The sequence below is a fragment of the Micromonospora sp. NBC_01405 genome (genome assembly GCF_045040155.1).
GTDB lineage: Bacteria > Actinomycetota > Actinomycetes > Mycobacteriales > Micromonosporaceae > Micromonospora.
Genome location: NZ_CP109532.1, coordinates 218,567 through 245,239 on the forward strand (window position 1 = coordinate 218,567; position 26,673 = coordinate 245,239).

23 protein-coding genes and 1 pseudogene are annotated in these 26,673 nt (G+C 74.1%); 8 read left to right on the forward strand and 16 right to left on the reverse strand.

The genetic code is table 11. The features are described 5' to 3' along the window. The first annotated feature begins 106 nt into the window (after positions 1 to 106). Entirely contained in the window at positions 107 to 1,696 is a 1,590-nt protein-coding gene (locus tag OG559_RS01055; protein WP_405111180.1) for a phospholipase D family protein, read from the forward strand. On the opposite strand, the gene OG559_RS01060 is transcribed toward OG559_RS01055, so the two are convergent. Then, complete coding sequence (locus OG559_RS01060; RefSeq protein ID WP_405111183.1) at positions 1,645 to 2,397, reverse strand: hypothetical protein; 753 nt, start codon at positions 2,395 to 2,397, stop codon at positions 1,645 to 1,647. The two genes, OG559_RS01055 and OG559_RS01060, sit on opposite strands and share 52 nt — an antisense overlap. A 470-nt stretch (positions 2,398 to 2,867) precedes the next feature. Between OG559_RS01060 and OG559_RS01065 the strand changes: the two genes are divergently transcribed. Beyond that, a complete protein-coding gene (locus OG559_RS01065; RefSeq protein WP_405111186.1) occupies positions 2,868 to 3,695 on the forward strand; it encodes a SigB/SigF/SigG family RNA polymerase sigma factor in 828 nt (275 codons plus the stop codon). A gap of 103 nt (positions 3,696 to 3,798) precedes the next feature. On the opposite strand, the gene OG559_RS01070 is transcribed toward OG559_RS01065, so the two are convergent. From OG559_RS01070 to OG559_RS01080, 3 genes are read right to left on the reverse strand one after another with little or no spacing between them, the layout of a single operon-like run. Then, positions 3,799 to 4,392 (reverse strand): GNAT family N-acetyltransferase, encoded by a 594-nt coding sequence (locus OG559_RS01070; protein WP_405111189.1) that lies wholly within the window; start codon positions 4,390 to 4,392, stop codon positions 3,799 to 3,801. Next, entirely contained in the window at positions 4,389 to 5,915 is a 1,527-nt protein-coding gene (locus tag OG559_RS01075) for an APC family permease (RefSeq protein WP_405111191.1), read from the reverse strand. The genes OG559_RS01070 and OG559_RS01075 overlap by 4 nt, the downstream gene beginning before the upstream one ends. Positions 5,916 to 5,956: 41 nt before the next feature. Beyond that, positions 5,957 to 6,583 (reverse strand): GPP34 family phosphoprotein, encoded by a 627-nt coding sequence (locus tag OG559_RS01080; protein WP_405111194.1) that lies wholly within the window; start codon positions 6,581 to 6,583, stop codon positions 5,957 to 5,959. 305 nt (positions 6,584 to 6,888) lie between these two features. On the opposite strand from OG559_RS01080, the gene hrpB reads away from it, so the two are divergent. After that, entirely contained in the window at positions 6,889 to 9,423 is a 2,535-nt protein-coding gene (gene hrpB / locus OG559_RS01085; RefSeq protein ID WP_405111197.1) for an ATP-dependent helicase HrpB, read from the forward strand. A 15-nt stretch (positions 9,424 to 9,438) separates the two neighbouring features. Here the strand turns inward: hrpB and OG559_RS01090 are convergent, their stop codons facing one another. After that, positions 9,439 to 10,167: a PP2C family protein-serine/threonine phosphatase gene (locus OG559_RS01090; protein ID WP_405111200.1), complete on the reverse strand. Its 729-nt coding sequence runs from the start codon at positions 10,165 to 10,167 to the stop codon at positions 9,439 to 9,441. A 221-nt stretch (positions 10,168 to 10,388) separates the two neighbouring features. On the opposite strand from OG559_RS01090, the gene OG559_RS01095 reads away from it, so the two are divergent. Continuing rightward, entirely contained in the window at positions 10,389 to 13,010 is a 2,622-nt protein-coding gene (locus OG559_RS01095; RefSeq protein WP_405111203.1) for a glycoside hydrolase family 9 protein, read from the forward strand. Between the two features lie 168 nt (positions 13,011 to 13,178). Here the strand turns inward: OG559_RS01095 and OG559_RS01100 are convergent, their stop codons facing one another. The 3 genes and pseudogenes from OG559_RS01100 to OG559_RS01110 form a co-directional block, all read right to left on the reverse strand. Then, positions 13,179 to 13,769 carry a GNAT family N-acetyltransferase gene (locus OG559_RS01100; protein ID WP_405111206.1) on the reverse strand — a complete coding sequence of 197 codons (591 nt, stop codon included), beginning with the start codon at positions 13,767 to 13,769 and terminating at the stop codon, positions 13,179 to 13,181. A 143-nt stretch (positions 13,770 to 13,912) separates the two neighbouring features. Further along, on the reverse strand, positions 13,913 to 14,632 hold the full coding sequence (locus OG559_RS01105; protein ID WP_405116301.1) for a S1 family peptidase: 720 nt from the start codon (positions 14,630 to 14,632) through the stop codon (positions 13,913 to 13,915). Positions 14,633 to 14,635: 3 nt separating this feature from the next. Then, positions 14,636 to 15,043 (reverse strand): annotated as a pseudogene (locus OG559_RS01110) (snapalysin family zinc-dependent metalloprotease); the annotation flags it as partial. 343 nt (positions 15,044 to 15,386) lie between these two features. On the opposite strand from OG559_RS01110, the gene OG559_RS01115 reads away from it, so the two are divergent. Next, positions 15,387 to 16,661: an MFS transporter gene (locus OG559_RS01115; protein WP_405111208.1), complete on the forward strand. Its 1,275-nt coding sequence runs from the start codon at positions 15,387 to 15,389 to the stop codon at positions 16,659 to 16,661. A 76-nt stretch (positions 16,662 to 16,737) separates the two neighbouring features. On the opposite strand, the gene OG559_RS01120 is transcribed toward OG559_RS01115, so the two are convergent. Genes OG559_RS01120 through OG559_RS01140 form a run of 5 tightly spaced genes read right to left on the reverse strand, consistent with a single transcriptional unit; the run spans position 16,738 to position 21,285 of the window. Beyond that, positions 16,738 to 16,995: a UBP-type zinc finger domain-containing protein gene (locus OG559_RS01120; protein ID WP_405111211.1), complete on the reverse strand. Its 258-nt coding sequence runs from the start codon at positions 16,993 to 16,995 to the stop codon at positions 16,738 to 16,740. Beyond that, entirely contained in the window at positions 16,995 to 18,566 is a 1,572-nt protein-coding gene (locus OG559_RS01125) for a Na+/H+ antiporter (protein ID WP_405111214.1), read from the reverse strand. The genes OG559_RS01120 and OG559_RS01125 overlap by 1 nt, the downstream gene beginning before the upstream one ends. A gap of 28 nt (positions 18,567 to 18,594) precedes the next feature. Continuing rightward, on the reverse strand, positions 18,595 to 19,557 hold the full coding sequence (locus OG559_RS01130; RefSeq protein ID WP_405111216.1) for a TIGR03885 family FMN-dependent LLM class oxidoreductase: 963 nt from the start codon (positions 19,555 to 19,557) through the stop codon (positions 18,595 to 18,597). Positions 19,558 to 19,595: 38 nt separating this feature from the next. Beyond that, positions 19,596 to 21,008, reverse strand: coding sequence for an NADP-dependent succinic semialdehyde dehydrogenase (locus OG559_RS01135; protein WP_405111219.1), 1,413 nt, complete (start codon positions 21,006 to 21,008; stop codon positions 19,596 to 19,598). A 13-nt stretch (positions 21,009 to 21,021) separates the two neighbouring features. Then, positions 21,022 to 21,285 carry a DUF6343 family protein gene (locus tag OG559_RS01140; RefSeq protein ID WP_405111222.1) on the reverse strand — a complete coding sequence of 88 codons (264 nt, stop codon included), beginning with the start codon at positions 21,283 to 21,285 and terminating at the stop codon, positions 21,022 to 21,024. A gap of 184 nt (positions 21,286 to 21,469) precedes the next feature. On the opposite strand from OG559_RS01140, the gene OG559_RS01145 reads away from it, so the two are divergent. Beyond that, the gene (locus OG559_RS01145) at positions 21,470 to 22,318 is read left to right on the forward strand and encodes a GDSL-type esterase/lipase family protein (RefSeq protein WP_405116303.1); all 849 of its coding nucleotides are present in this window, start codon (positions 21,470 to 21,472) and stop codon (positions 22,316 to 22,318) included. 106 nt (positions 22,319 to 22,424) lie between these two features. Here the strand turns inward: OG559_RS01145 and OG559_RS01150 are convergent, their stop codons facing one another. The 3 genes from OG559_RS01150 to OG559_RS01160 form a co-directional block, all read right to left on the reverse strand. Beyond that, positions 22,425 to 23,186 carry an EcsC family protein gene (locus tag OG559_RS01150; protein ID WP_405111225.1) on the reverse strand — a complete coding sequence of 254 codons (762 nt, stop codon included), beginning with the start codon at positions 23,184 to 23,186 and terminating at the stop codon, positions 22,425 to 22,427. Between the two features lie 47 nt (positions 23,187 to 23,233). Continuing rightward, positions 23,234 to 23,380 (reverse strand): hypothetical protein, encoded by a 147-nt coding sequence (locus OG559_RS01155; RefSeq protein ID WP_201754126.1) that lies wholly within the window; start codon positions 23,378 to 23,380, stop codon positions 23,234 to 23,236. 105 nt (positions 23,381 to 23,485) lie between these two features. Next, positions 23,486 to 24,472 (reverse strand): peptidase M23, encoded by a 987-nt coding sequence (locus OG559_RS01160; RefSeq protein WP_405111228.1) that lies wholly within the window; start codon positions 24,470 to 24,472, stop codon positions 23,486 to 23,488. A 410-nt stretch (positions 24,473 to 24,882) separates the two neighbouring features. Between OG559_RS01160 and OG559_RS01165 the strand changes: the two genes are divergently transcribed. Together OG559_RS01165 and OG559_RS01170 are read left to right on the forward strand one after the other, a co-directional pair. Further along, the gene (locus OG559_RS01165; RefSeq protein ID WP_396673985.1) at positions 24,883 to 25,803 is read left to right on the forward strand and encodes a proteasome assembly chaperone family protein; all 921 of its coding nucleotides are present in this window, start codon (positions 24,883 to 24,885) and stop codon (positions 25,801 to 25,803) included. Between the two features lie 37 nt (positions 25,804 to 25,840). Further along, on the forward strand, positions 25,841 to 26,638 hold the full coding sequence (locus OG559_RS01170) for an exodeoxyribonuclease III (protein WP_405111231.1): 798 nt from the start codon (positions 25,841 to 25,843) through the stop codon (positions 26,636 to 26,638). The last annotated feature ends 35 nt before the right edge of the window (positions 26,639 to 26,673 follow it).

A 26,673-nucleotide genomic window follows, 5' to 3' on the forward strand; every position in this document is an offset into this window, starting at 1 on the left:
CGTCGCGCGGGAAACGTCGGCCAGGTCACCGGGGGTGCCGGCCGGCGTGCAGACCCGGCGCGGGGGGCCTACCGTGAGGACGTTGTCGACCTCGGGAGGATGGAGCGTGCCGATCCGGGACTGGTTCCTCACCGCGCAGGAACGCGCCAACCCAGCCTCCGAGTTACCCGTCTGGACGACCGGAAACCTCGCCGAGCCGCTGATTCACGGCGCGGCCTACTTCGACCGGCTGGTCAGCGAGGTGGAGTCGCTTCAGGAGGGCGACCACCTCTTCTTCACCGACTGGCGCGGCGACCCCGACGAGCGGATGCGCCCTGACGGGCCGACCGTGGCCCAACTCTTCAGTCGCGCCGCCCAGCGCGGCGTGGTGGTCAAGGGCCTGCTCTGGCGCTCGCACCTGGACTCGTTGTCGTTCAGCGAGGCCGAGAACCGCAGCCTCAGCGAGACGATCTGCGCGGCCGGCGGAGAGGTGCTGCTCGACCAGCGGGTCCGCCGCGGCGGTTCGCACCACCAGAAGCTGGTGGTACTGCGCCATCCCGCCGCCCCCGAGCGGGACGTCGCCTTCGCCGGCGGGATCGACCTGTGCCACAGCCGCCGGGACGACGCCGAGCACCACGGCGACCCGCAGGCGATCGGGATGTCCCCCCGGTACGGCGACACCCCGCCCTGGCACGACGTGCAGCTCGCCCTGCGCGGGCCGGTGGTCGGCGCGCTGGACACGGTCTTCCGGGAACGGTGGACCGACCCGACGCCGCTGGACTCGGAGAACCCGCTGGCGTACCTGCGGGATCGGCTGCGCGGCTCGGACCTGCGCCCGGACCCGTTGCCCGAGAAGCCGGCCGACCCCCCGCCGTGCGGCCCGCACCGGATCCAGGTGCTGCGCACCTACCCGGCGGTGCGCCCGCGCTACTCCTTCGCCCCCGACGGCGAGCGCACGGTGGCGCGCGGCTACACCAAGGCCGTACGCCGGGCCCGCCGGCTGATCTACCTGGAGGACCAGTACCTCTGGTCGACCGAGGTGGCCGACCTGTTCGCCCGGGCGCTGCGCGACAACCCCGACCTGCACCTGGTGGCCGTCGTCCCGCGGCACCCCGACGTGGACGGCCGATTCGCCCTGCCGCCGAACATGGTCGGCCGGGAGCAGGCGCTGTCGCTGTGCGGCAGGGCAGCCCCGGGCCGGGTGCACGTCTTCGACGTGGAGAACCACGCGGGCGACCCGGTGTACGTGCACGCCAAGGTGTGCGTGGTCGACGACGCGTGGGCCAGCGTGGGCAGCGACAACTTCAACCGCCGCTCGTGGACCCACGACAGCGAGCTGTCCTGCGCGGTGCTCGACGACACCCGGGACGAGCGGGCCCCGCTGGACCCGGGCGGCCTCGGCGACGGGGCCCGGCTGTTCGCCCGGGAGCTGCGACTGCGGCTGTGGCGCGAGCACCTGGACCGGGACCCCGACGGCGGCTCGGACGACGGCCTGCTGGACCCGGCGTCGGCGGTCGAGACGATGGTGGCCACGGCCGACGCGCTGCAACGCTGGCACGACTCGGGGCGGGTCGGTCCCCGGCCGCCGGGCCGGCTGCGCCCGCACCGGCCGGAGCGGCTGCCCTGGTACACCCGGGCGTGGGCGCTGCCCGCGTACCGGCTGGTCTACGACCCGGACGGCAGGCCGCTGCGGGCCCGGCTGGCCGGCACCTGGTGACCGGCCCGGCCGACCGTCGCCGCCGGGCTGCGGGCGAGCATGCTCTCCCCGCCGGGGTACGCGAACGACGCGCGCGGTGAGTAGAAGCCGGCGGTGATGACCAGCGGGTTGGCCGGGCGGAGCGGGTAGACCGGGTGGTCCGGGTCGAAGAAGTCCACCGATTCGACCTCGAACGGGGCCACCGGCTCGGCCAGGTACGGATAGACGCCGCTGACCAGGGCATCGCCCCGGCCCGTGAGGTAGCGGTGGTGGCCGCTGCGGATGACGTGCCCGGTGTCTCCGACCCGGGCCCGGGTGCGGATCAGGGGCACCCCGTCGACCTCGGTCTGCGCCACCAGCGTGTCGCCCCGCTGCTCCAGCCAGGTGCGGCCGGCGGCGACCGGGGCGCCGCGCGCGGCGGCGTAACCGCGCACCCGGGGGCTGGAGCACAGGTAGTGCGTCCACCAACCGCCCGCCAGGGGACGGTCCGGGGCGTCGAGGCCGGCGACTGACACGCCGAGGTAGGTCAGCGAGTACGCGCCGAACCCGGAGGTCTGGGTCTCGTCGTCGACCACGTACTGGTTCATGAAGACCCGGCGGTCCTCCCCGACGCGCAGGCCTGCCGGCAGCAGGGCGGCGATCACGTCCGGGTCCGCCGGCAGCCAGCTCAAATAGATCATCCGGCTGTGCACGACGAGGTGCGGATCGGCGGGGTCGAGCACGCTGCCTCCGGGCCAGGGGGATTTCCCCGCGACGCTACGGGCGGCCCCTCGGGCGGGACAAGGACGGAAAGCCGACAGGCGCCCCGTCTGTCGGCTTTCATGTAGACGGGAGCCACGTGCGCATCGGCCGATCGGACACCGCGACCGGGCGGGTCAGCCGCACGCAGTCCCCGATCTGTCGCGCGGCCCTCACCATAGGGTGGGGGCGACCGCCGGGCGGCTGCGAGGCGTGAGCCGTCCGGCCCGCGTCGGATTGGCCGATCGGCCAGCGAACCGGTAATCACGATCACATCTTCTGGTCTCTACGCACCTTTCACGGGGTTTGTTCCCAGAAATACCTTAAGTACATCGTACTTTCGGCTAGATTTCAGGGAGCCGATCAGGTTAAGGTGGGTCCCGAACGGACGATCTGAAGCTAAACCACAGCGTCACGTCTTTATCCGCGGACGAGGTGCAGGGAGGACCACCGAATGACCGCGTCAACGATCAGCGAGCAGACGAAGACAGCGCCGGCCGTCGCCACCAAGAAGCTGGACCCGCGAGCGCTCACCGACAGCGCGGCCGACGTCCTCAACGCGATGGCAGCGCTGCCCGCCAACCACCCGTCGCGCGCCGCACTGCGGGACAGGGCGATCGAAGCCTGGCTGCCGCTCGCCAACCACCTCGCCCACCGCTACAGCGGCCGGGGGGAGCCCACCGACGACCTGGCGCAGACGGCCGCCATCGGCCTGATCAAGGCCATCGACAAGTTCGACCCGTCCCGCGGCGTCGACTTCGCCGGCTACGCCATCCCCACCATCATCGGCGAGCTCAAGCGCCACTTCCGCGACCGCACCTGGGACATCCGCGTGCCGCGTCGCCTCCAGGAGCTGCGGCTGGCCATCTCCGACGCCAACAGCTCGCTGCTGCAGACGCTGGGTCGCTCCCCGACGGTCGCCGACATCGCCGCCCACCTCAAGGTCACCGAGGAAGAGGTCCTGGAGGGCCTGGAGGGCGCCCGCGCGTACAACGCGGTGTCGCTGTCCACCCCGACCGGCGACGGCGACCGGGCCACCGAACTGGGCGACATGCTCGGCGGCGAGGACGGCGAGTTCGAGCTGGCCGAGCTGCGGGTGGCCCTGGGCCCGGCGCTCGCCACGCTGGACGAGCGCGAGCAGAAGATCCTCACTCTGCGCTTCTACGGCAACCTGACCCAGTCGCAGATCGCCGATCAGATCGGCGTCTCGCAGATGCACGTGTCCCGGCTGCTGGCCCGGGCGCTGACCAAGCTGCGCGGGCAGCTCGACGGCACGTACTAGGGGCACCACCGGTGGTCGGCGGGCCGACCACCGGTGAGCCCGGAAGGCCCGGTCGGCGATGCGCCGACCGGGCCTTCCGCGTGCCGGCCCTTCCCGCGCCGCGTCAGACCCCCGCCGGCTCCCGCCACATCGGGTAGAACGGGGTGCCGTCCGGCAGCCGGAAGCTCTCCCGCGCCCGATAGCCGTGCCGGGCGTACAGGTCCCGGCTGATCTCGCTGCTCGCCTCCAGGTAGCCCGGCGCCCCGTCGGCGTCCAGCCTGGCATGGTGGTGCCGCAGCAACGCGGAGCCGAGCCCCTGCCCCTGCCGGTCCGGCGCGACGGCGAGGAAGGCCAGGTGGTGGTGGTCGGCGTGCGGGTGGTTGGCGGTGAACAGCTCGTCGAGGTGCCGGAACCGCTCGACCCACTTTCCGCAGGCGGCGGCCAGCCGGGCGTCGTAGTCCACCGGCGGCGGGACCTCGTCGCCGACCTGCGGGAACCACACGGCCACCGCCGCCCGGTCCGCGGTGGCGGACACGTGGCCGTGCGCCATCGCGTGCCCGACGAAGATCTCGAAGTTGTCGGCCAGCACGGCCTCCCGCTCGGAGTCGTCCGGCACCAGCCACCGGGTCGCCGGGAGCACCAGGAACGCCCGGGCGATCCGCTCGGCCACCAGCCGGGTCTCGGCCGCGCCGAGGCGCTCGACGCGCACGTCGCTCACCGCTGACTCCCCGCCCCCACCGGGGCCTGCTCACCGGCGGGATCCGGCGTGACCAGCATGGCTGCGCTCTCCGCGCCCATTCCGATCCGGGCGTAGGCGTCCGGCCGTCTGCCACGCAACACCAGCGCCCAGTGCAGGCCGAGCAGCGCCACCACCGGGAACGCCGCCGGAACGGCCCAGCGCAACGGTGAGTCGGGCGCCACGCCGAGCAGGACGGCGAAGTTGTCCAACGCCACGATGATGATGGCGACCAGCGCCACGGTGGCCAACCCGGGGGCGACCAACCGCCGCCACAGGCTCTCCTCGACGCGGGTGCGGGCGAAGTACGCCATCACCGCGATGGAGGTGGTGGCGATCAGCAGCAGCACGCCGAAGCCGCCGCCGACACCGGTGTAGTAGAAGAGCTGGCGCACCGGGTCCCAGCCGTTGGTCGCGTAAAGCAGGATCACCAGCAGACCGAGGACGCTCTGCGCGAGCGAGGCGACCCGGGGCGACCCGGTGCGCGGCGAGGTCCGCCCGAACGCCTCCGGCAGCACCCGCTCCCGGCCGAGCGCGAAGATGTACCGGGCGGTGGTGTTGTGGAACGAGATCATCGCGGCCAGCAGGGAGGTCATGAACAGCGCCTGGCCGATGGCGACGGCGGTGTCGCCGAGGTGCGCCCCGGCCAGGTTGAAGATCAGGTCGACGCTCTGCTCGCCGGCCTGCGCGGAGACCTGGTCCGGGCCGGTGGCCACGGTCATGGTCCACGACGACAGGGCGTAGATCCCGGCGATGACGGCCACCGACAGGTAGGTGGCCCTCGGGACGGTGCGCTTCGGGTCCTTGCTCTCCTCGCTGAACACCACCGCGGACTCGAAGCCGACGAAGCCGGTCGCGGCGATCACCAGCAGCGCGCCCGCGCCCGGGACGAACAGGTTGTCCGGGGAGAGGGCGGCGAAGCTGGCCGAGCCGCCCGCCGGGTGGCTGAGCTGCCCCAGGTCGAACACGAGGATCACCACGATCTCGGCGACCAGCAGCACCGCGAGCACCATGCCGTTGACGTCGACCCGGAGCAGGCCGAGCACGGCGACCATGGCCCAGGCGGCCAGCGCCACCACCCACCAGGCCGGATCGACGTCGAAGAGCCGTTGCAGCACCGGGGAGGCCGCCGCTCCGATCGCGCCGTACAGCCCGACCTGGAGCGCGTTGTACGACATCATGGCGATCCAGGCCGCGCCGACGCCGGCCGGCCGGCCCAGCCCCCGGGAGACGTACGCGTAGAACGCACCGGCGTTCTCCACCCGGCGGGCCATCGCCACGTAGCCGACGGAGAACAGGGCGAGCACCGCCCCGACCACCAGGAAGGCCAGCGGCATGCCGGTGACGCCGGTGACGGCGTACCCGGTGGTGACCACGCCGGCCACCACGGTCAGCGGGGCGGCCGCGGACAGCACGAAGAAGATCACCGACGGCACACCGAGCCGACCACGGGCCAACGCGTCGGAGACGTTGCTCGGTCGTTGGACGGTCGCTGTTGGGGACATTGGGGTGCTCCGGTTCCAGGGAGGGGTGAGGGCCCGGCCGGTCAGGGCATGCCGCGCAGTACCGACGCGCCCACGGCGGCCTCGGCGTGCGCGACGAGCTCCTTCAGCGGCGGGGGCAACGCGGGGATGAGGACGCCGAGCCGGTGGTGGGCGCGGGGGTTCGCGCTCCACAGCACCTCGCGGGTGAGCCCGGCGGCCGAAACCAGGCCGAAGAGCAGCCCGTCCGGCACGGCCGGCGGCTCCGGCCGGTCCAGCAGGGCCCGCAGCCGGGTGGCCGGCCAGGCCACCGCGTTCAGGTCGATCGGTACGTAGCCGATGGTGGTGCGCAGCAGCCGGCGGCTCTCCTGCCGGTGCAGCACCCCGGCCCGGGCCAGCCGCTCCGCCACCGACGTTGCCGCGGACTGCCCGAGGAAGCTCAGCCAGGTGCGGACCGACTGGTGCTGGGACTCGCCGATCAGCTGGTCCAGCACGGTGTGCGCCAGGGCGTCGGCCGGCGGGCGGCGGTCCATCACCGTCACGTTGCCGGCGCTGACGGTGATCCGGCCGGACAGGACCAGCTCGCCGAGGAGCCCGGCCGCCAGGCAGATGCCCACCGCGCTGGGGTGCAGCTTCGCCCGGCCCCGGCTGTCGTTGTGGGCGATCAGATAGAACTCGTCGGCGGTGAGCAAACGAGCCTCCCGAACGGATTGTCCACAACAGATCGACGCCGGGTGAAAGGATGCACGCCCTCTGTTTGCAACGCAACTCCCCGTCTCGACAGTTGCACTCCGTGCACATGCGACCTGCGGATCTTGTCCAGACCGACTCGGAGGGTGACCGGCGACCCGATCGTCCCCGCCGCGCCGGCGCTCCACCTGCTCGCCGGGGACGACGCCGAGGCGTTGATCGGGAGCGCCACGCGGCACACCCACCCGCCGGCCCCGACGCGGTAGGCCCCGACGGACGCCCGCGCCGTCGGTGCGACAGTAGGTAGGTGCTCGACGACGTACCCCTCGACCTGCCGGTCCGGCCCGTGCTGCCGGCGCTGCTCGACGCGCTGCGCGCGGCCGGCGGCGCGGTCCTCGTGGCGCCCCCGGGCACCGGGAAGACCACCCTCGCCCCGCTGGCCGTGGCCGGGGCGGTCGCCGGCCGGGTGGTGATCGCCCAGCCCCGCCGGGTGGCCGCCCGCGCGGCGGCGCACCGGATGGCCGCCCTACTCGGCGAGCGGGTCGGCGACCGGATCGGGTACGCGGTGCGCGGCGAGCGCCGGGTCGGCCCCGCCACCCGGGTCGAGGTGGTCACCACCGGCCTACTGGTACGCCGGCTGCACCACGACCCGGAGCTGCCCGGGGTCGGCGCGGTGCTGCTGGACGAGTGCCACGAGCGGCAGCTCGACGCCGACCTGGCGCTGGCGTTCACCGTCCAGGCGCGGGCGACACTGCGCCCCGACCTGTGGCTGGCCGCCATGTCGGCCACCCCGGACGCGGACCGGTTCGCCGAGCTGCTCGGCGCCGACGGCACGCCGGCCCCGGTGGTCCGGGCCGCCTCGGCCCTGCACCCGGTGACCCGGGTCTGGGCCCCGCCGCCCCGGCCGGTAACCCCTTCCGGGGCCGGCCGCGTCGACCCGGCGCTGCTGGACCACATCGCGGCGACCGTACGCCGGGCCCTGGCCGAGCGGGACGGGGACGTGCTGGTCTTCCTGCCCGGGGTGGGTGAGATCGCTGCCGTGACCCGCCGACTGGCCGACCTGCGTGGCTCCGTCGCCCTGCTGCCGCTGCACGGCCGGCTGCGCGGGGCGGAGCAGGACGCCGCGCTGCGGCCCGCCGACCGGCGACGGGTGGTGCTGGCCACCGCCGTGGCGGAGAGCAGCCTCACCGTCCCCGGGGTCCGGATGGTGGTCGACGCCGGGCTCGCCCGGGTGCCCCGGGTGGACCTGGCCCGAGGGCTGGGCGCGCTGGTCACGGTGCCGGTGTCCCGGGCCGCCGCCACCCAGCGGGCCGGCCGGGCCGGCCGGGAGGCCCCCGGGCACGTGTACCGGTGCTGGTCGGAGGCCACCCATGCCCGGCTCGCCGCGCAGCCGGAGCCGGAGATCGCCACCGCCGACCTCACCGGGTTCGCCCTGGAGCTGGCCGCCTGGGGCGAGCCGGACGGCAGCGGGCTGGCCCTGCCCGACCCCCCGCCGGCCGCCGCGATGACGGTCGCCCGGGAGACCCTGACCACCCTCGGCGCGCTGGACGCGGCCGGCCGGATCACCGCCCGGGGGCGGGCGATCGCCGGCGCGGGGGCGCATCCCCGGCTGGCCCGGGCCCTGCTGGACGGAGCAGCGGTGGTCGGCGCCGACCGGGCCGCCGAGGTGGTGGCGCTGCTCGCCGAGGACACCGCCGCCGGGCCGGGCGACGACCTGACCGCCGGGTGGCGCCGGCTGCGCTCGGGTGCCGACCCGGGCGCCACGGCCCGCTGGCGTACCGAGGTGCGCCGGCTCCGCGCCGCCCTGCCCCCCGGGAAGGACGGCCGCGCGTCCGCCCGGGAACGTGGGGAGGGCCGGCTGCCCGACGATCTCGCCGCCGGGCTGCTGGTCGGGCTGGCGTACCCGGAGCGGCTGGCCCGGGTGCGCCGGGCCGGCGGGTCGGCGTACCTGATGGCGGGCGGGACCGAGGCGGAGCTGGCGCCGGGCTCGGGGCTGGCCGGCGCGACGTGGCTGGCCATCGCGGTGGCCGACCGTTCCCCCGGCGCGCCGACCGCCCGGGTCCGGCTGGCCACCGGCCTGGACGAGGCGACCGCCCGCGAGGCCGGCGGCCCGCTGCTACGTTCCGCTCGGGAGGTGACCTGGTCCGGCGGCGACGTGGTGGCCCGAGAGGTGGCCCGGCTCGGCGCGATCGAGCTGGTCGCCCGGGCGCTGGTCCGGCCGGAGCCGGCGCTGGTGGCCGCGGCGCTGCGCGACGGGCTGCGCCGCGGCGGCCTGACGCTGCTGACCTGGACCCCGGCCGCACGGGCGCTGCGCGAGCGGATGGCGTTCTGCCGGCACGCCCTCGGCCCGGACTGGCCGGACGTGGGCGACGAGGCGCTGCTCGCCGGGGTGGAAGCCTGGCTCGGCCCGGAGTTGGCCGCCGCCCGACGCCGGGCCGACCTGGCCCGGGTCGACGTGACCGCCGCCCTGCGTAGGCTGCTGCCCTGGCGGCAGGCCGCCCGGCTCGACGAGCTGGCCCCGGAGCGGCTCGCCGTGCCCAGCGGCTCCCGCGTCCGGGTGGACTACGCCGACCCGGCCGCCCCGGTCCTGGCGGTGAAGCTCCAGGAGACCTTCGGCTGGGCCGAGGCGCCCCGGATCGCCGACGGTCGGGTGCCGGTGCTGCTGCACCTGCTCTCCCCCGCCGGCCGGCCGGTGGCGGTCACCGCGGACCTGGCGTCGTTCTGGCGTACCGGCTATCCGCAGGTCCGTGCCGAGCTGCGCGGGCGCTACCCCCGGCACCCCTGGCCGGAGGACCCGACCACGGCCGAGCCCACCCGCCGGGCCGCCCCGCGCCGCCGCTGAGCCGCCGCACCCGGGTCAGTCCTCGACGACCACGTCGGCGACGACGACGGTGATGTTGTCGGGGCCGCCGGCGTGTAGCGCCAGATCGATCAGCCGCCGGGCGCACCCGTCCCGGTCCGGGTGGGCGCCGAGCACCTCGGCGAGGGTGTCCGGGCGGACCACGTTGGACAACCCGTCGCTGCACAGCAGCCACCGGTCGCCGGCCCGGGGCACCATCGTCGCGTACGCCGGGGAGACCTGCTCGCCCTGCAACGCCTGGGTGACCACGGCCCGGCGGGGGTGGCTCGCGGCCTGGTCGGCGGTGATCACGCCCTGGTCGACGAGCATCTGCACGAAGGTGTCGTCCCGGGTGATCTGCTTGAGCACCCCCTCCCGGTAGAGGTAGGCGCGGGAGTCCCCGACGTGGGCCAGGGCGAGGCAGCTTCCGGTTCGGGCGAAGAGCAGGGCGGTCAGGGTGGTGCCCATGCCCTGCCGCTCCGGGTCCTCCCGCACCGCCTCGCGGATCCCCGCGGTCGCCAGCTCGATCCCGCTCTGCAGGGCGGCGACCAGGGCGTCCTCCGGGGTCGCCAGGTCCAGCGGCCCGACCGCGTCGATCGCGATCCGGCTGGCCAGGTCGCCGGCTGCCATCCCGCCCATGCCGTCGGCGACGGCGACGAGCCAGGTGCCGGAGTGCAGGGCGTCCTGGTTGCCGCTGCGAATCAGCCCGCGGTCACTCACCCCTACGGAACGCAGCTTCAGGGTCATGGGACGCAGCCTGCCAGTTGGAGGGCGCAGTTGTCTCTAGGAGATCGCCACGACGTCGCGTGGCGCGGCGAATCTCACGTGGCGGACCGGACCAGGGGTGTGAACGGGTCCAGTTTATTCAGCATCCTCAATTGACACGGCGGACACCCGCTGGAAATATCGGAGCGATACTGGGAGCGCTCCCAGAACCGGCTTCAGCCCGTCCCCCGGAAGGAACCCCCGTGACGCCACCCCGACGCCGCCGACGCCGCCTCGCGGCACTCGCCGCGGCGACCACCCTGGCCCTCACCGGCACCACCGCCGGCATGGCCCACGCCGAGGTCCCACCGGACGCCCCCGAGCAGCTGAAGAACGGCGACTTCGGCGCGGGCGTCGCCCCCTGGTTCTCCTACGGCACCGGCCCGCTCGGCGTCACCGACGGCCGGCTCTGCGCCGCCGTCCCCGGCGGGCTGGCCAACCCCTGGGACGCCGGCATCGGCCAGGACGCCGTGCCGCTGAAAGCCGGCGCCGAGTACGAGCTGGCCTTCGACATCTCCGCCACCCCCGGGGCGAACGTCAAGGCCGTCCTCCAGCTCGGCGCCGCCCCCTACACGCAGTACGCCAGTGTGGACGCCGCCGCCACCAGCGGCAGCCAGCACTTCACCAAGACCTTCACCGCCGGCGAGGACAACCCGGGCGCGCAGCTCATCTTCCAGGTCGGCGGTGCCGCCGCCGAGCAGACGGTCTGCCTCGACAACGTCTCGCTACGCGGCGGCGAGCCGCCCGAGCCGTACGAGCCGGACACCGGCCCCCGGGTACGGGTGAACCAGGTCGGCTACCTGCCCGGCGGCCCCAAGAACGCCACCGTGGTCACCGAGGCCACCGGCCCCCTCGACTGGCAGCTCCGCTCCGCCGCCGGCGTCGTGGTGGCCGGCGGGCGAAGCACCCCGCGCGGGGTCGACGAGGCGTCCGGCCAGAACGTGCAGACCGTCGACTTCTCCGCCTACCGCACCCCGGGCACCGGCTACACCCTGGTTGCCGACGGCGAGACCAGCCACCCGTTCGACATATCCGGCACGCTCTACGACAAGCTGCGCGCCGACGCCCTCCAGTTCTTCTACGTCCAGCGCAGCGGCATCGCCATCGACGGCGACCTGGTCGGCGACGAGTACGCCCGCCCCGCCGGCCACCTCGGCGTCGCCCCCAACCAGGGCGACACCAGCGTGCCCTGCCAGCCGGGAATCTGTGACTACTCCCTCGACGTGCGCGGCGGCTGGTACGACGCGGGCGACCACGGCAAGTACGTGGTCAACGGCGGCATAGCCACCTACCAGCTCCTGAACACCTTCGAGCGGACCAAGACGGCGGCCACGGCCGACGCCGGCGCGGGCCTGGCCGACGGCTCGCTGCGGGTGCCCGAGCGCGGCAACGGCGTGCCGGACGTCCTCGACGAGGCCCGCTGGGAGTTGGAGTTCCTGCTGCGCATGCAGGTGCCGGCCGGCAAGCCGCTGGCCGGGATGGCCCACCACAAGATCCACGACAGGAACTGGACCGGCCTGCCGCTCGACCCGGCCGCCGACCCGCAGCCGCGCGAGCTGCACCCGCCGTCCACGGCCGCCACCCTCAACCTGGCCGCCGTCGCCGCCCAGTGCGCCCGGCTGTTCGCCCCGTACGACGCGGTGTTCGCCACCCGCTGCGGCACCGCCGCGAAGACCGCGTACGCGGCGGCCAAGGCCCACCCGGCGGTGTACGCCAGCCCGGCCGACTCCACCGGCGGCGGCGCGTACGACGACACCGACATCAGCGACGAGTTCTACTGGGCCGCGGCGGAGCTGTACCTGAGCACCGGCCAGCCGACGTACCTGACCGACGTGACCGCCTCCAAGCACCACACCGGCGCGGTCTTCGGCGACCAGGGCTTCGGCTGGCAGGGCGTCGCCGCGCTGGGCCGGCTCGACCTGGCCACCGTGCCGAGCGGCCTGCCCACCGCCGACCGGAACCGGGTGCGCGCCTCGGTGACCGCCGCCGCCGACCGCTACCTGGAGATCCTGCGCGGCCAGGCGTACGGGCTGCCGATGCCCGGCGACGCCGCCAGCTACTTCTGGGGCGGCAACGGCAACATCGCCAACAACGCGGTCGTGCTGGGCACCGCCTTCGACCTGACCCGGGACGCGAAGTACCGGGACGGGGCGGTGCAGGCGGCGGACTACCTGTTCGGCCGCAACGCGCTCAACATCTCGTACGTCACCGGCTGGGGCGAGCACGCCGCGCGGAACCAGCACAGCCGGATGTTCGGCAACCAGTTCGACCCGACCCTGCCGAACCCGCCGGCCGGCTCGCTGGCCGGTGGCGCGAACGCCGCCCTCCAGGACCCGTTCTCGGCGAACCTGCTGGCCGGCTGCGAGCCGCAGTTCTGCTACATCGACGACATCAACTCGTACTCGACCAACGAGGTGGCGATCAACTGGAACTCGGCGCTGGCCTGGCTGGCCTCGTTCCTCGCCGACCAGGACGACGCGGCGGCCGTGCCCGCCCCGACCTGCGCCGTGACGTACACCAACTACGGCACCTGGCAGGGCGGGACCGGGTTCACCGCCCAGGTGACCATCCGCAACACGGGCCCCGCCGTGGTGAACGGCTGGACCGCCCGGTTCGCGTTCACCGGTGACCAGCGGGTGCGGGAGGCGTGGATGGCGAAGGTGACCCAGTCCGGGGCCACGGTGACGGCCAGGAACGAGTCGTACAACGCCCGAATCGCCCCGGGCGGCAGCGCCACCTTCGGCTTCAACGCGACCACCGCCGGCGGCGCCAACCCCGCCCCCGGCCTGGTCACGATCAACAACTCCCCCTGCACCCTCTCCTAACCCACCCCACCCCACCCCACCCCACCCCGCCCACGCAAATTCACGGAATTAGTGGCCTTTCCGCGCCGCATAGCCACGAATTCCGTGTATTTGCACGAGTCATTCGCCGCGACGGGTCTTGGAAGCGGCGGGCGGGGCGGGCGGGACGGGGGCGGGGGCGGGGGCGGGTCAGGTCGCCGGGCGGCGCATCGCCAGCCGGGCTGCCGGGTCGAGCCCCAGCGCCGCCTCGGCGGCCAGCATCGCGGCGAGGCCCGGCGTCAGCTCGTCCGGTTTCAGTTTCCGGAAGCCGCAACGGGCGTAATACGGCGCGTTCCACGGCACGGCGCGGAAGGTGGTGAGCGTGAGCGCCGGCAGCCCTCGCCTGGCGGCCCAGGCGGAGACGTGGTCGAGCAGGACGGCTCCGATGCGACGTCGGGCGAAGTACGGGTGCACGCTGAGCTGCTGCACATGGGCGGCACCGTCGACCAGGTCGACCACCACGAAGGCGACCGGGTCGCCCGCCGGGTCAGCGCCCGGACCGCCGCCCGGCTCACCAGCCCGGGCAACGGCCGGGACGGCGGACAGATCCGCTGCCGGGGTGGCGGCCACCCAGGCACGACCGGCATGCCGGTACGCGGCGAGGGCGGCCAGGGGCAGCGGTGGCATGTCGGCAATCTCCGTCATCCCGATCTCGCGGAACGGTTCCCCCGAGGCCACCTCGATCCGCTGGAGCGCAACCAGTTCCCCCGCCGTCGCGGCCCGCACCCGTACCGGTTCCATGCTCGACACCCCATCAAGTGGCCACCCGGGCAACAACCGGTTTTGCCGTGCACGGGGCCGGGGCGCCCGCTCCCCTCGACTCGCGGGAGGAGCGGGCGCCCCGGTGATGCCGGGTAACCCGGTGACGCTGTGACGCGCCAGGATCAGGCGGGGAGGCCGCCGACCTGGGTGTTGATCCAGGTGCGAATCGACGGCAGGTCGCCGTAGATCGACGGGCCGGTGGCGCAGGTGGGGTTGTTGTTGCCGGCGCGGCTGGTCGCGCCGATCAGGTTCCACACGCCGTTGACCTTGCGGACCTGGGGGCCGCCGGAGTCGCCGTAGCAGGCGCCGGCGACGCCGCCGGTGTTGTTGGTGCAGATCTCGTACGTGGCGTTGATGCCGCTGCACCGGCTGTCGGCCACGATCGAGGTGTCCAGTTCCCGGGCCACGGTCGGCGCGGAGCCGCAGCCGGACGTCGGGCAGGTCTGGCCCCAGCCGATGATCCGGGTGGCGGTGCCCACCGCTCCCGAGGTGGTCGGGATCGTGGCCGGCGCATGGCTGACCGAGCTGGCGAGCTGGAACAGCTTGACGTCGATCGACGGGTGGTTGACCGCCCTGCTCACCCCGACGACGGTGCCGCCGCTGGTGCGGTTGGTGCTGCCCACCCGCACCGAGGCGGGCGTCGGGCAGTGCTTCGCGGTGACCACCCAGTTGGCCTTGATCAGCGAGGCGGTGCAGCCGGAGCTGTACACCAGGAAGGAGTAGTTCTCCGAGGCGGGGACGCCGCCGACGACGTTCGGCGAGATGTCCCCGTCGGCCTCCTCGCCGTTCCAGACGTACGTCTTCGCGGCGGTCGACCCGGCGGCGAGGCTGCCGGCGAACAGCGAGTTGACCCGGGACGCCTCGGCGGCGCTGGGGTTGGCGTTGGCGCAGGAGACCGGCGCGCTGCTGCCGGACATCAGGTCGGTGCAGAGCCCGGTGCGGTTGTCGGGCAGGCCGAGGATGTGGCCGATCTCGTGGGTGGCGATCCGGGTCCGGTTGTACCCCTGGTTCACCGCCTGCCAGCCCATCCACACCCGGCCGTTGCCGAGCGACGTCGTCTGGGCCCGGGGCCAGCCGGTGTCGACGTAGATGGTGATGTTGCCCGGGGTGGCCGGCAGCAGCCGGACGGTGCTGACCTTGCTGTTCCAGATCTGGGCGGCCTGGTCGAAGTTGGTACGGAACTCGCCGGCCCGGCTGGCGTCGTAGTAGACGGTGCGGACGGCGGACGCGCTGGTGCCGGTGGCGGCCAGCATGCCGGCCGCGGACAGGACCACCGCGGCCACGGCTCCCACCGTGCGCAGCAGGTGTCGTCGGATCACACGCACTCCTCGGGATCACGGCGGCGCTGCCGCCTTCATCGATGTGCGTCGACAATAAATCGGCCTCGGTCGATCAGCCGCATAGCGGTTGCGTCATACGAGCCGTGTCGGGGGATCACGATCGTCCGCCGATTGCGGAGACGAGATGCCGGGCGATGTCCTCGCTGGCGAAGAAGACGATCATGATGGGAACGGCCGACCAGTCGGGTGGCCACTGTGATCAGAGTCGCGGCCGGCGGGGCGTCGCCGCACGGCGCCCCGCCCTACGGTCTGGGGGGTGACGTGGTGGACAGCGGTGTCGCCATTGCCGCCGCCGGGGCGACTGCGCACCCTCGCGTGGGCCACCCTGGCCAACACCGTCGGCGTCGGGCTCTGGCTCACCGGCCAGGCGCTCTTCCTCACCCGCGATGTGGGGCTGAGCGCCTCCTCCGTGGGCGTCGGGCTGACCGTGGCCGGCCTCGTCGGGCTGACCGCCAGCGTCCCGCTCGGCGGACTCGCCGACCGGCGCGACCCCCGTACGCTGCGGGCCGTCCTCCAGGTGCTCCAGGCCGCCGCCGCGACGGCGTACCTGCTGGTCGACTCGTTCCCGGTCTTCCTGGCGGTCGCCCTGGTCGACGCGCTGCTCGCGTCCGGCAACCTGGCGGTGCGGGCCGCGCTGGTCGCCGCCGTGGGCGGGCCCGAGGGGCGGGTGCACGCCTTCGCCACCCTGCGGGCGGTGGCCAACCTGGGCATCGCCGTCGGCGCCGGGCTGGCCGGGTTCGCGCTCGCGGCGGACACCCACCTGGCGTACCAGTTGCTGGTGGTCGGGAACGCGGCGACCTACCTGCTCTCGGCGGCGCTGCTGCTGCGGCTGCCTGCCTTCCCCCCGTCCGGGCGGACCAGGGCATCCCGGCCCCAGCGGGGCCGGGCGCTGCGGGGCCGGGCGCTGCGGGGCCGGGCACTGCGGGGCCGGGCACTGCGCGACGGCCCGTTCCTCGCGGTGAGCCTCGCTTCGGCGGTGCTCTCCCTGCACTACGTGACGCTCACCCTGGTGGTGCCGCTGTGGACGGTGGCCCGCACCGGCGCGCCGCCGGCCGTGGTCTCGGCGGTGCTGCTGGTGAACACCGTGCTCACCGTGCTGCTCGCGGTCCCGTTGAGCCGGGGCGCGGCGACCGCCGTCCCGGCCGCCGCGACGATGCGCCGCGCCGGCCTCGTGCTGGCCGCCGCCATGCTGCTGTACGCGGCCACGGCCGGCCTGCCGGCCCTGTCGGCGACCGCGCTGCTGCTGCTCGCCACCGCCGTCTTCACCGTCGGCGACATGTGGCACGGCACCGCGGGGGCGAGCCTCGCCTACGACCTGGCCCCGCCCGATGCGATCGGCGCGTACCAGGGCGCGGACGGGCTGCTCGCCGGCCTGGCCCGGGCGGTCGGGCCGGCCCTGCTGACCCTGCTGCTGCTCGACGGCGGGTGGCCCGGCTGGCTCGCCCTGGCCGCGCTGCTGGCTCTGGCCGGCCTGCTCACCCCGACGCTGACCCGCCGCGCCCTCGCCTCCCGAACCGCGCCGCACGGCTGAGCCACGCCGCACGGCCGAGCCACGCCGCACGGCTGAGCCGCGCCGCACGGCCGAGCCGTCCCGCACGGCTGAGGCGTCAGCCGATCTCCTCGTCGACGAAGCACCAGCGCCACGTCTCCCCCGGCTGGATCGAGCGCATCACCGGGTGCCCGGTGGCCTCGAAGTGCTTCGTCGCGTGCTGGTACGGCGAGGAGTCGCAGCAGCCGACCTGCCCGCAGGCCAGGCAGGCCCGCAGGTGCACCCAGTCGGCGTTGCCGACGGCAACGCAGTCGGGGCACTCCGCCGTGGTCAGCGGCTCGACGGCACCCGCCTCGGTGAGATGCTGACAGCTCATCACTCGGTCTCCTGTCGCAGCAACGACTCCTCCAGATCCAGGTCACGGTAGGCCCGCACCAGCACCTCCTCGGGAATCCGGCCGGCGTCGCGGGCGGCCCGGAACACCTCCCGCTCCGCGTCGATCATCTCCTGCCGCAGCCGACCGTACGCCTGGGACGGGGTTTCCCGAACGGTCCCGCCGAGCCGCTCCCAGGCCAGGTTGGTGCGCTCCTCCAGCCCTCGGCGCAGCCGGTCCACGACGGCCTTCGGCGCGCTGTCCGCCAGCGCGTCGAGCCGCTCCCGGGCGGCCCGGCTGGCCTGCTGCTGGACGCCGGCCGCGGAGAGCGCGTCCTGCATCGGGTCGTCCGGCGGCAGCCTGAGCCGGTGGGCCACCGCCGGCAGGGTGGCGCCCTGGGCGACCAGCGTCACCACGATCACCGCGAAGGCCAGCCAGATGAACAGCTCCCGGGGGTAGGGGCGGTCCTGCGCGAGGGTGAGGGGCAGGGCCAGCGCGGCGGCCAGGGTCACCACGCCGCGCATCCCGGCCCAGCCGATGACGATCGGGAACTTCGCCGACGGTCTCGTCTCGCGCTGCCGGACCCGGGGCACCAGCCGGGCCAGGTACGTGGCCGGGAAGATCCAGACGAACCGGGCCAGGAGGACGGTCGCCAGCACCGCCGCGGTGATCGCGGTCAGGAAGCCGAGCGGCTCGTCGAGGTCCCGTACCACCTCGCGTAGTTGCAGGCCGACGAGCAGGAAGACCAGCCCTTCCAGCAGAAACCGGGTCAGCCGCCAGAACGCGCCGATCTGAAGGCGGGAGGCCGCCGACATCAGCATCGGCATCCGGTGCCCGATCCCGAGCCCGGTCACCACCACCGCGACCACGCCGGAGGCGTGGATCGCCTCGGCGGCGAAGACCACCGCGAACGGCACGATCAGCGACAGCGCGTTGTCCAGCACGGCGTCGCTGATCCGCTTGTGCAGGAACCCGAAGACCACCACGCCGGCCAGCCCGACCAGGATGCCGCCGCCGGTGGCGGCCACCACCTCCCAGGCCACGTCGCCGACCCCGACCGAGGTGCCGATCGTCGCCATCGTGGCCACCCGCAGCAGCACCAGCGCCGTGGCGTCGTTGATCAGGCTCTCGCCCTCGAGGATGGTCACCACCCGGCGGGGCAGCCCGATCCGCCGGGCGATCGCGGTGGCGGCCACCGCGTCCGGCGGGGCCACCACCGCGCCGAGGGCCAGGCAGACCGCGAACGGCACCGCCGGCAGCAGCAGGTGCACGACGAGGCCGACGGCGAACGCCGTGAAGATCACCAGGCCGACGGCGAGCAGCAGGATCGGCCGCAGGTTCAGCCGGAACGCCGGCACCGACGTCTCCAGCGCCGCCACGTACAGCAGCGGCGGCAGGATGCCCACCAGCACCAGGTCCGGGTCGAGCCGGACGTGGGGGAAGCCGGGCACGAAGGAGAGCACGAGGCCGAGCACCACCAGCACGATCGGCGCGAGCAGGCCCAGCCTGCGGGCCAGCGCCGCGCCGAGCGTCGCGATCGCGAGGAAGACGACGACCTCGAACAGTGACTCCATGAGGTACGAGCCTAGGGCCCGACCCGGATCACACCGCCCGCAACTTCGGCAGCACCTCGGCGCCGAAGGTGTCGATGAAGGCCCGCTGCTCCTGCCCGACGTGGTGCAGGGCGATCTGGTCGAAGCCCAGTTCCAGGTACTCCTGGAGCCACCCGACGTGCCGGCCGAGGTCGGCCGAGACGTTGACCGTGGAGGTCACCTTCTCCAGCGGCACGTCGGCGGAGACGGCGTCGAAGTGCTCGGCCGTCTCCAGGTCCCAGCAGATCGGCGGGGCGAACACGTTGCTGCGCCACTGGTCGTACGCGAGGGCCTCGGCCTCGGCCTGGTCGGGCGCCCAGCTCACGTGCACCTGTAGGTGCAGCGGCCCCCGGCCGCCCGCGTCCCGGTAGGCGTCGATCATCTGTCGCAGGTGATCGGTGGAGGCGTTGACGGTGATCAGCCCGTCGGCCCACTCGGCGCACCAGCGGGCGGTGGCCACGCTGACCGCCGCGCCGATCAGCGCCGGCGGCTGCTCGGGGCGGGTCCACAGCTTCGCCCGGTCGACCGTGACCAGGCCGTCGTGGCTGACCTCCTCGCCGGCCAGCAGCGCCCGGATCACGTCGACGCACTCGCGCAGCCGGGCGGTGCGGACGTCCTTGCGCGGCCAGGCGTCCCCGGTGATGTGCTCGTTGCTGGCCTCGCCGGTGCCCAGGGCCGCCCAGAACCGGCCCGGGTACATCGCCCCGAGGGTGCCGATCGCCTGCGCGATGATCGCCGGGTGGTACCGCTGGCCGGGCGCGTTGACCACGCCGAAGGGCAGGCTCGTGGCCTGGAGGGCGGCGCCGAGCCAGGACCAGGCGAACCCGGACTCGCCCTGCCGGGCGCTCCACGGGGAGAAGTGGTCCGAGGACATGGCGGCGTCGAAGCCCGCCCGCTCGGCGTGAATCACCGCCTCCAGCAGCTTGGCCGGGTGGATCTGCTCGTGGGACGCGTGGAAGCCGAACACCGTCATGAGCGCACCTCCTACCCATGACGGGGTCCGGCCAATCGCTACTCGGCGTGCGCCCCGGCGCCGGCCGACGCCTCGCCCCGGCCCACCCAGACGGTCTTGGTGTTGCAGAACTCGCGCATGCCCAGCGCGGACAGCTCCCGGCCGTACCCGGAGTTCTTCACCCCGCCGAAGGGCAGCTCCGGGTACGAGGTGGTCATCCCGTTGACGAAGACGCTGCCCGCGTCCAGGTCGGTGGCGAAGCGCTCCTGCTCGTCCGGGTCGGTGGTCCAGGCGTTGGAGCCGAGGCCGAACGCGGTGCCGTTGGCCACCTCGATGGCCTCGGCGTACGAGGAGACCCGGTAGAGCCCGGCGACCGGCCCGAACACCTCCTCGGTCCACATCCGCATCTGCGGAGTCAGGTCGGTGACCACGGTCGGCGGGTAGAACCAGCCGTCCCCGGTCGGCTTCTCGCCGCCGCACAGCACCGTGGCGCCGTGGTCCACGGCGTCCCGCACCTGGGCGTGGACCTCGTCCCGGCCGCCGGAGCTGGCCAGCGGCCCCACGTCGGTGCCGGCGTCCATCGGGTCGCCGACCCGCAGCGCGGCCATGTTCGCGGCGAACCTCTCGGCGAACGCGTCGAAGACGTCGGTGTGCACGATGAACCGCTTCGCGGCGATGCAGGACTGGCCGTTGTTCTGGCAGCGGGCGGTGGTGGCGACCTCGGCGGCCCGGTCCAGGTCGGCCGAGGGCATCACCACGAAGGGGTCGCTGCCGCCCAGCTCCAGCACGGTCTTCTTCAGCTCCCGGCCGGCGATCTGGGCGATCGACCGGCCGGCGCGCTCGCTGCCGGTGAGGGTGGCGGCGCGCACCCTCGGGTCGCTGAGGATCCGGTCCACCGCGTCCGAGCCGACGAGCAGGGTGGTGAACGCGCCCTCCGCGAAGCCGGCCCGGCGGAACAGGCCCTCCAGGTACAGGGCGGTCTGCGGCACGTTCGAGGCGTGCTTGAGCAGGCCGGTGTTGCCGGCCATCAGCGCCGGGGCGGCGAACCGCATGACCTGCCAGAGCGGAAAGTTCCACGGCATCACCGCCAGCACCGGCCCGATCGGCTGGTACCGGACGAACGCGCGGGTGGCGTTGACGGCGCGGGCGTCGGCCGGCTCGTCGGCGAGCATCCGCTCGGCGTGCGCGGCGTAGAACCGGCAGGCCGACGCGCACTTGGTCACCTCGGCCCGCGCGGCGGCGTACGTCTTGCCCATCTCGGTGGTCATCAGCCGGGCGGTGTCGTCGCGCTCGGCGTCGAGCAGGTCGGCGGCGGCGCCCAGCCACCGCCCCCGCTGGGTGACGGTGGTCCGGTGCAGGTCCCGGAAGGCCAGGTCGGCCCGCTCGATCGCCGCGTCGAGCTGCTCGGCCGACATCGGGTCGTACGACTTGAGCACCTGTCCGGTGGCGGGGTTGGTGGTGGCGATGGGCATTCTCGTACTCCTGTCACTCGAACAGCGAGTGCCGCGCGCCCGGCTGCTCCCGGCGGCGCGCGGCCCGACGGCGCTGGATGACGAAAAGGTCGACCACGGCGACGGCGGCGAAGACCGCGCAGACCACGCCCAGCCACACCAGGTCGGCCCGGAACGCCAGCACGGCGAAGACCGCCATGATCACCAGCCCGAAGCCGGCGAGCGCGAGGCGGAGGTTGAGCGCGCTGTACGCGTGGCCCACCGTTCCGCGGGCGCGTCGGGGCTGCGATTTCGTCATCCCTGCGAGCTACCCCCGATCGGCGCGGTTAACCGACCCGGCCGCGCCAGCCGCCCCGCGCCTTTACCACGCCCAGGGCGACGACGGGACAGACTGCCGGAAAGCCGACAGGAGGCCATCCCCTGACCCGGTGTCCCGCATAGGGTTACCGCGCTGTCGCACTCCGCCGCGGGACTGGGGAATGATGCCTCGACGCTGGGTCGCCGCGGTCGCCTGCCTGGCGGCCCTGGTCGCGCTCGCCTGTGAGGACGGGGGCAGCGCCCAGCCCCGGCCGCCGGGTGGATCGCCCGCGCCTGGCACGCCTGCCGCGATGGCCGCGCTCGGTGACTCGATCAGCGCCGGCTTCGGCTCCTGCCTGATGCTCAGCTCGTGCGAGCGCAACTCCTGGTCGACCGGGGACGGGCTGCGGGTGGACAGCCACTACCAGCGGCTGGTCGACCGGAACCCGAAGCTGCGCGGGAAGGCGTACAACCACGCCAAGCCGGGCGCACGGGCCGCGGCGCTGGCCGGGCAGGCCGAGGCGGCGGTACGCGACCGCGCCGACTACGTCACGGTGCTGATCGGCGCGAACGACGTGTGCCGCGACGACGTCGACGCGATGACCCCGGTGGCCACCTTCCGCAGCGAGGTGGACCGGGGCCTGCGGGTGCTGCGCAAGGGTCGCCCGAAGGCGCGGGTGCTGGTGGTCAGCATCCCCGACCTGTACCGGCTGTGGGAGGTCGGGCACACGGACTCCCGGGCGGTGCGGGCCTGGCGGCACGGCATCTGCCCGGCGCTGCTGGCCGACGCGACCTCGACCGCGCCCGCCGACGTGGCCCGCCGGGCCAGGGTGCGGGACCGGATCGACGCCTACAACGCGCAGTTGAAGGCTGCCTGCCGGGCGCACGGTTCGCGGTGCCGGTACGACGGCGGGGCCGTGCACCGGGTGCGCTTCACCCTCGACCTGGTGAACGCGCTGGACTGGTTCCACCCCAACGTCGCCGGGCAGGGCCGGCTGGCCGACGCGACCTGGCGGGCCGCCGGCTTCGACTGAACCCCGGGCCCCCGGTCGTCTGACCTTCACCAGCACCTCGCCCGGCTGTAGCGCCGGTTCCCGTCAGACGATCACGGATCAGCCCGAGCCCGAGCCGGCGACGGCGTCAGGTGGGGGAGCCGGCCGCGCCCGTGCTGCGATAGAGCTGTCGGGAGCGCTCGGCGAGGTCCTTGGTGGCCGACGAGTTGGCCCAGGTGCCGAGGATGATCGCCGCGCCCGGGATCACCTTGGCGAAGACCCGCTTCGCCGCCCGCACCCCGGCCATCTGGGCCAGCCGCACGCTCAGCCGGATCATCGCCTTGCCCAGCGCGTTCTGCCCCCCGGAGCCGAACAGCGCCCCGGCCCGTTCCCGCCCGGCGGCCACCCCCAGCGCCAGCCGGGCGGTCCCGGCGACCTTGTGCACCTTCTGCAGCACCAGCAGGTCGGTGGCCCGGTCGGGGTGGGTCGGATCGATCCCGTGGGCCGCCGCGACGTGCAGCACCATCCGGGCCTGCGTCCAGGCCAGCACCCCGACGTCGATCACCGCGCCGGGCAGCCCGGCCGCGCCCGAGACCGCGCCGGAGAGCCGGGCCAGGGTGACGAACTTGCGGACCGCCTGGTCGGCCAGTTCCTCGGCCGGCACGCCCGGCCGCTCCGCCCGCGCCCGGGCCGCCCACTGGGCCGCCTCGGGCCCGAGCCGGCGCACCGCCTCCAGGGCGAGGTGCTCCGGGGCGTACTGCGGGTCCTCCCGCATCCGGTCCCAGAGCCGGGCCGGCGGCGCCTCCGGGACGTCCGGGGCGGCGGTTGGGATCACCGCCGGTGGACGCGGCGCGGCCGGCTCCGGGGCGGGGGCGCTGGGCTGGCCGTCGACGGGGGCGGGGTCGGTCACGGAGGCTCCCGGGGGTCGGTGACGTGCGGGTACGACGGCGCCGGCGCTCAGCGCCGGGTGGACAGGCGGGAGGCCAACTGCTTCAGTTTGCGCTGGGTCTCCGGCTTCGCCATCTCGCGGCGGCCCCGGTCGACGATCTTCTGTCCCTGCGGGGAGCGGAGGAACCGGCTGATCCGCTGCACCAGTGCTGACATGTCGTCCTCCTGTAAGTTGCCTTCCCCATGTGTACCCCGTGGGAGCAACCGCCATGCGTCCACTGTGGTCCTCACTGTGCGCGCCCGGCCCGCGCGGTGATCATTTCACACGGCCAGGTGCGCGTTGACCACCTCGGTCGCCCGCCACTCGTGCTGGGCGTACAGGTCCGGATATGCGGAGATCTGCACAGCCTGGGCCGCCACGGTCAGCGGCAGGTCACGCCAGCCGGGGATCTGTTGGAGCGCGGCGAGGAACTGCCGGGTGGCGAACGCCGGGTCCATGAGCTGGCCCACCTCGCCCCAGCCGCTGCTGGCCCGCTGCTGGAACAGCCCGACCGAGTCGTGGTCCCAGCCGACCCCCTGGTGCGGGTACTTCTGCGACTCGGGCAGCACTCCGCTGGCCACGTTGTAGAGGTTGCTCTCCTGCATCGCGGTCGCCACGGCGATGACCAGTCCTCGGCGGGGCACCCCCATCGCCTTGCCGGTCCGCACGATCACCTTCGCGTTGGCCATCTGCGCCTTGGTCAGTCCGGCGACCGGGGCGGGATCGGCCGGGCGCGCGGGCCGCTTGCGGGGGGCGGGAGCGCGGGTGGTGTCCGGATCGACGGTGGTGGCGGAGGCGGACGGGGTCGCGGCGGAGGGGCTGACGGTCGCGGACGGGGTCGTCGCGGACACCCGGTCCAGCGACCGGGAAGCGGCGTCGGTGGCGGCACGCCGCTCCAGGTCGGCGCCGGCGACGGCCGCCCGGGCGGCGGTGTCATCCCGCGTCTCCTGCCGGGCCTGGGCCAGGGCGGCAAGGCCGAGGCAGCAGGTCACGCCGGCGGCCAGGGCGACCACGGTCCGCCCGGGCCGGCGCGAGGGGCGGCCCGGGGCGGCGGGACCGGACGCGGAACGGCCGGGGGCGAGCAGGTTACGCAACCGCCCGGAGCGGGTAGTCGTACCGCCAGGGGAAGGAATCCGGTGGTGCTCGGGGCGGGTGCCGTCGGTGGTGGTGGAAGTAGTAGCTGGCCGTTCGGACGAGGTGGTAACGTCCGAACGGCCAGCCGCCACGCCCGGGTTCTGCTGGTCGTCGAGGGTGCCGTCGTCACGCATCCGCCGACACTAGGCGGGACAAATCCGGATGACCCCGGGCCAATGGGTGTCCATCGTCACACTCCCGCCCGCCACGCCGGGCACCCGGGCAGCCTGCGGGCCGCACCGGCACGAGCCGGGCGGACCGGACGAACCTCCGGGGCCGACGGAGGCGCACCGAGCCGGGCAGCTAACACCCACGGAGAGCGGGGAGACCGACCGCTCCCCCGTTCGGCCGACACCGGGTCGACCGTCCGGCCCCGGCGGGACGGGCGACGCCGCCGGAGTGGGGCGTTCACCTAATTGTGATCATGAACCTTCCCGTCGGACCGTCGACGCAGGAATGCACAAGGATGGCGGGTACGTTCCCCGAACCGGGGGCTGTGCGCGGCACGGCGCCCCGTTGGCACATTCCAGGGAGGTCCGCACCGGTGCTCGACCCACACGAGCTCTATGAACTCTCCGACGAGCTGCCCGACCTCGGGCAGCCGGTCCTCATCCAGGCCCTCACCGGCTTCGTCGACGCCGGGAGCGCCACCCGGCTGGCCCGGGAGCAGCTGCTCACCTCCCTCGACGCGCGCCAGGTCGCCCGCTTCGACATCGACCAGCTCTACGACTACCGGTCCCGCCGCCCGGCGATGACCTTCGTCGAGGACCACTGGGAGGAGTACGAGGCGCCCACGCTGGAGGTGCACCTGCTGCGCGACGACGACGAGACCCCCTTCCTGCTGCTCACCGGCCCCGAGCCTGATCTGCAGTGGGAGCGTTTCGTGGCCGCCGTCGGCGGGCTGTCGGCCCGGCTCGACGTCCGGCTCACCGTCGGGCTCAACTCGATCCCGATGGCGGTCCCGCACACCCGGCCGACCGGGGTTACCGCACACGCCACGAGACGCGAGCTGATCTCCGGGTACGAGCCGTGGCTGCAACGCGTCCAGGTCCCCGGCAGTGTCGGGCACCTGCTGGAGTTCCGCCTCGGCGAGTTGGGCCGCGACGCGCTCGGCTTCTCCGCCCACGTGCCGCACTACGTCGCCCAGGCCGAGTACCCGGCCGCCGCCGAGGTGCTGCTCGCCTCGGTGTCCCGCAGCACCGGGCTGCTGCTGCCCCGCGACGGGCTGCGCTCGGCGGCCGAGGTGGTCCGGGTCGAGATCGACCGGCAGGTCGCACAGACCGAGGACGCCGCCGCCCTCGTCTCGGCCCTGGAGGAGCAGTACGACGCGTTCGCCCGGGGCCGGGGCGAGAAGAACCTGCTCGCCGCGGAGGCCGGTCCACTGCCCACCGCCGACGAGCTGGGCGCCGAGCTGGAACGGTTCCTGGCCGAGCAGGGCCGACCGGGCGACACCCCGGGGAGCTGACCGGGCGGTCGGGGCGGGGATACGGCAGGCTAAAGGCATGCGCCTGGCGACCTGGAACGTGAACTCGGTGAAGGCCCGCCTGCCCCGGCTGCTCGACTGGCTGGCCGCCACCGGCCCCGACGTCGTCTGCCTCCAGGAGACCAAGTGCCCCGACGGGGCGTTCCCGGTGGCCGAGGTCGGCGAGTTGGGCTACACCGTGGCCAGCCACAGCGACGGCCGGTGGAACGGGGTGGCGATCCTGTCCCGCGTCGGCCTGGCCGACGTGACGGTCGGCTTCCCCGGCGAGCCGGGCTTCCCCGAGCCGGAGGCCCGGGCCATCTCGGCCACCTGCGCCGGGCTGCGGGTCTGGTCGGTCTACGTGCCCAACGGCCGCGCCGTCGACGACCCGCACTACGCGTACAAGCTGGCCTGGTTCGCCGCCCTTCGGGACGCGCTGGAGGAGGAACTGGCCGGGGGGCCGGCGGTGGCGGTGTGCGGCGACTTCAACGTGGCCCCGACCGACGCCGACGTCTGGGATCCGGCGCTGTTCGCCACCTCCACCCACGTCACCCCGGCCGAGCGGGCCGCCCTCGCGGCGCTGCGCGACCTGGGGTTGCACGACGTGGTGCCCACCCCGATGAAGGGCCCGCACCCCTACACGTACTGGGACTACCGGGCGGGGATGTTCCACCAGAACAAGGGCATGCGGATCGACCTGGTGTACGCGTCCGCGCCGTTGGCCCTGGCGGTCCGCGCCGCGTACGTGGACCGGGAGGCCCGCAAGGGCAAGGGGCCCTCGGACCACGCCCCGATCGTGGTGGACGCCGACCTGGTGCCGGCCGTCGAGACGTTCTGACCCTCCGACGGGTCTCGTCACCGGCCCCCTCGCCA

Bases quoted from the DNA above. Each gene is read 5' to 3' on its own strand.
- OG559_RS01065 (WP_405111186.1), top strand. From the start codon at position 2,868: ATGACCGCGTCAACGATCAGCGAGCAGACGAAGACAGCGCCGGCCGTC.
- OG559_RS01075 (WP_405111191.1), bottom strand. From the start codon at position 5,915: ATGTCCCCAACAGCGACCGTCCAACGACCGAGCAACGTCTCCGACGCG.
- OG559_RS01090 (WP_405111200.1), bottom strand. From the start codon at position 10,167: ATGACCCTGAAGCTGCGTTCCGTAGGGGTGAGTGACCGCGGGCTGATT.
- OG559_RS01100 (WP_405111206.1), bottom strand. From the start codon at position 13,769: ATGGAACCGGTACGGGTGCGGGCCGCGACGGCGGGGGAACTGGTTGCG.
- OG559_RS01120 (WP_405111211.1), bottom strand. From the start codon at position 16,995: ATGAGCTGTCAGCATCTCACCGAGGCGGGTGCCGTCGAGCCGCTGACC.
- OG559_RS01125 (WP_405111214.1), bottom strand. From the start codon at position 18,566: ATGGAGTCACTGTTCGAGGTCGTCGTCTTCCTCGCGATCGCGACGCTC.
- OG559_RS01130 (WP_405111216.1), bottom strand. From the start codon at position 19,557: ATGACGGTGTTCGGCTTCCACGCGTCCCACGAGCAGATCCACCCGGCC.
- OG559_RS01135 (WP_405111219.1), bottom strand. From the start codon at position 21,008: ATGCCCATCGCCACCACCAACCCCGCCACCGGACAGGTGCTCAAGTCG.
- OG559_RS01140 (WP_405111222.1), bottom strand. From the start codon at position 21,285: ATGACGAAATCGCAGCCCCGACGCGCCCGCGGAACGGTGGGCCACGCG.
- OG559_RS01145 (WP_405116303.1), top strand. From the start codon at position 21,470: ATGCCTCGACGCTGGGTCGCCGCGGTCGCCTGCCTGGCGGCCCTGGTC.
- OG559_RS01155 (WP_201754126.1), bottom strand. From the start codon at position 23,380: ATGTCAGCACTGGTGCAGCGGATCAGCCGGTTCCTCCGCTCCCCGCAG.
- OG559_RS01160 (WP_405111228.1), bottom strand. From the start codon at position 24,472: ATGCGTGACGACGGCACCCTCGACGACCAGCAGAACCCGGGCGTGGCG.
- OG559_RS01170 (WP_405111231.1), top strand. From the start codon at position 25,841: ATGCGCCTGGCGACCTGGAACGTGAACTCGGTGAAGGCCCGCCTGCCC.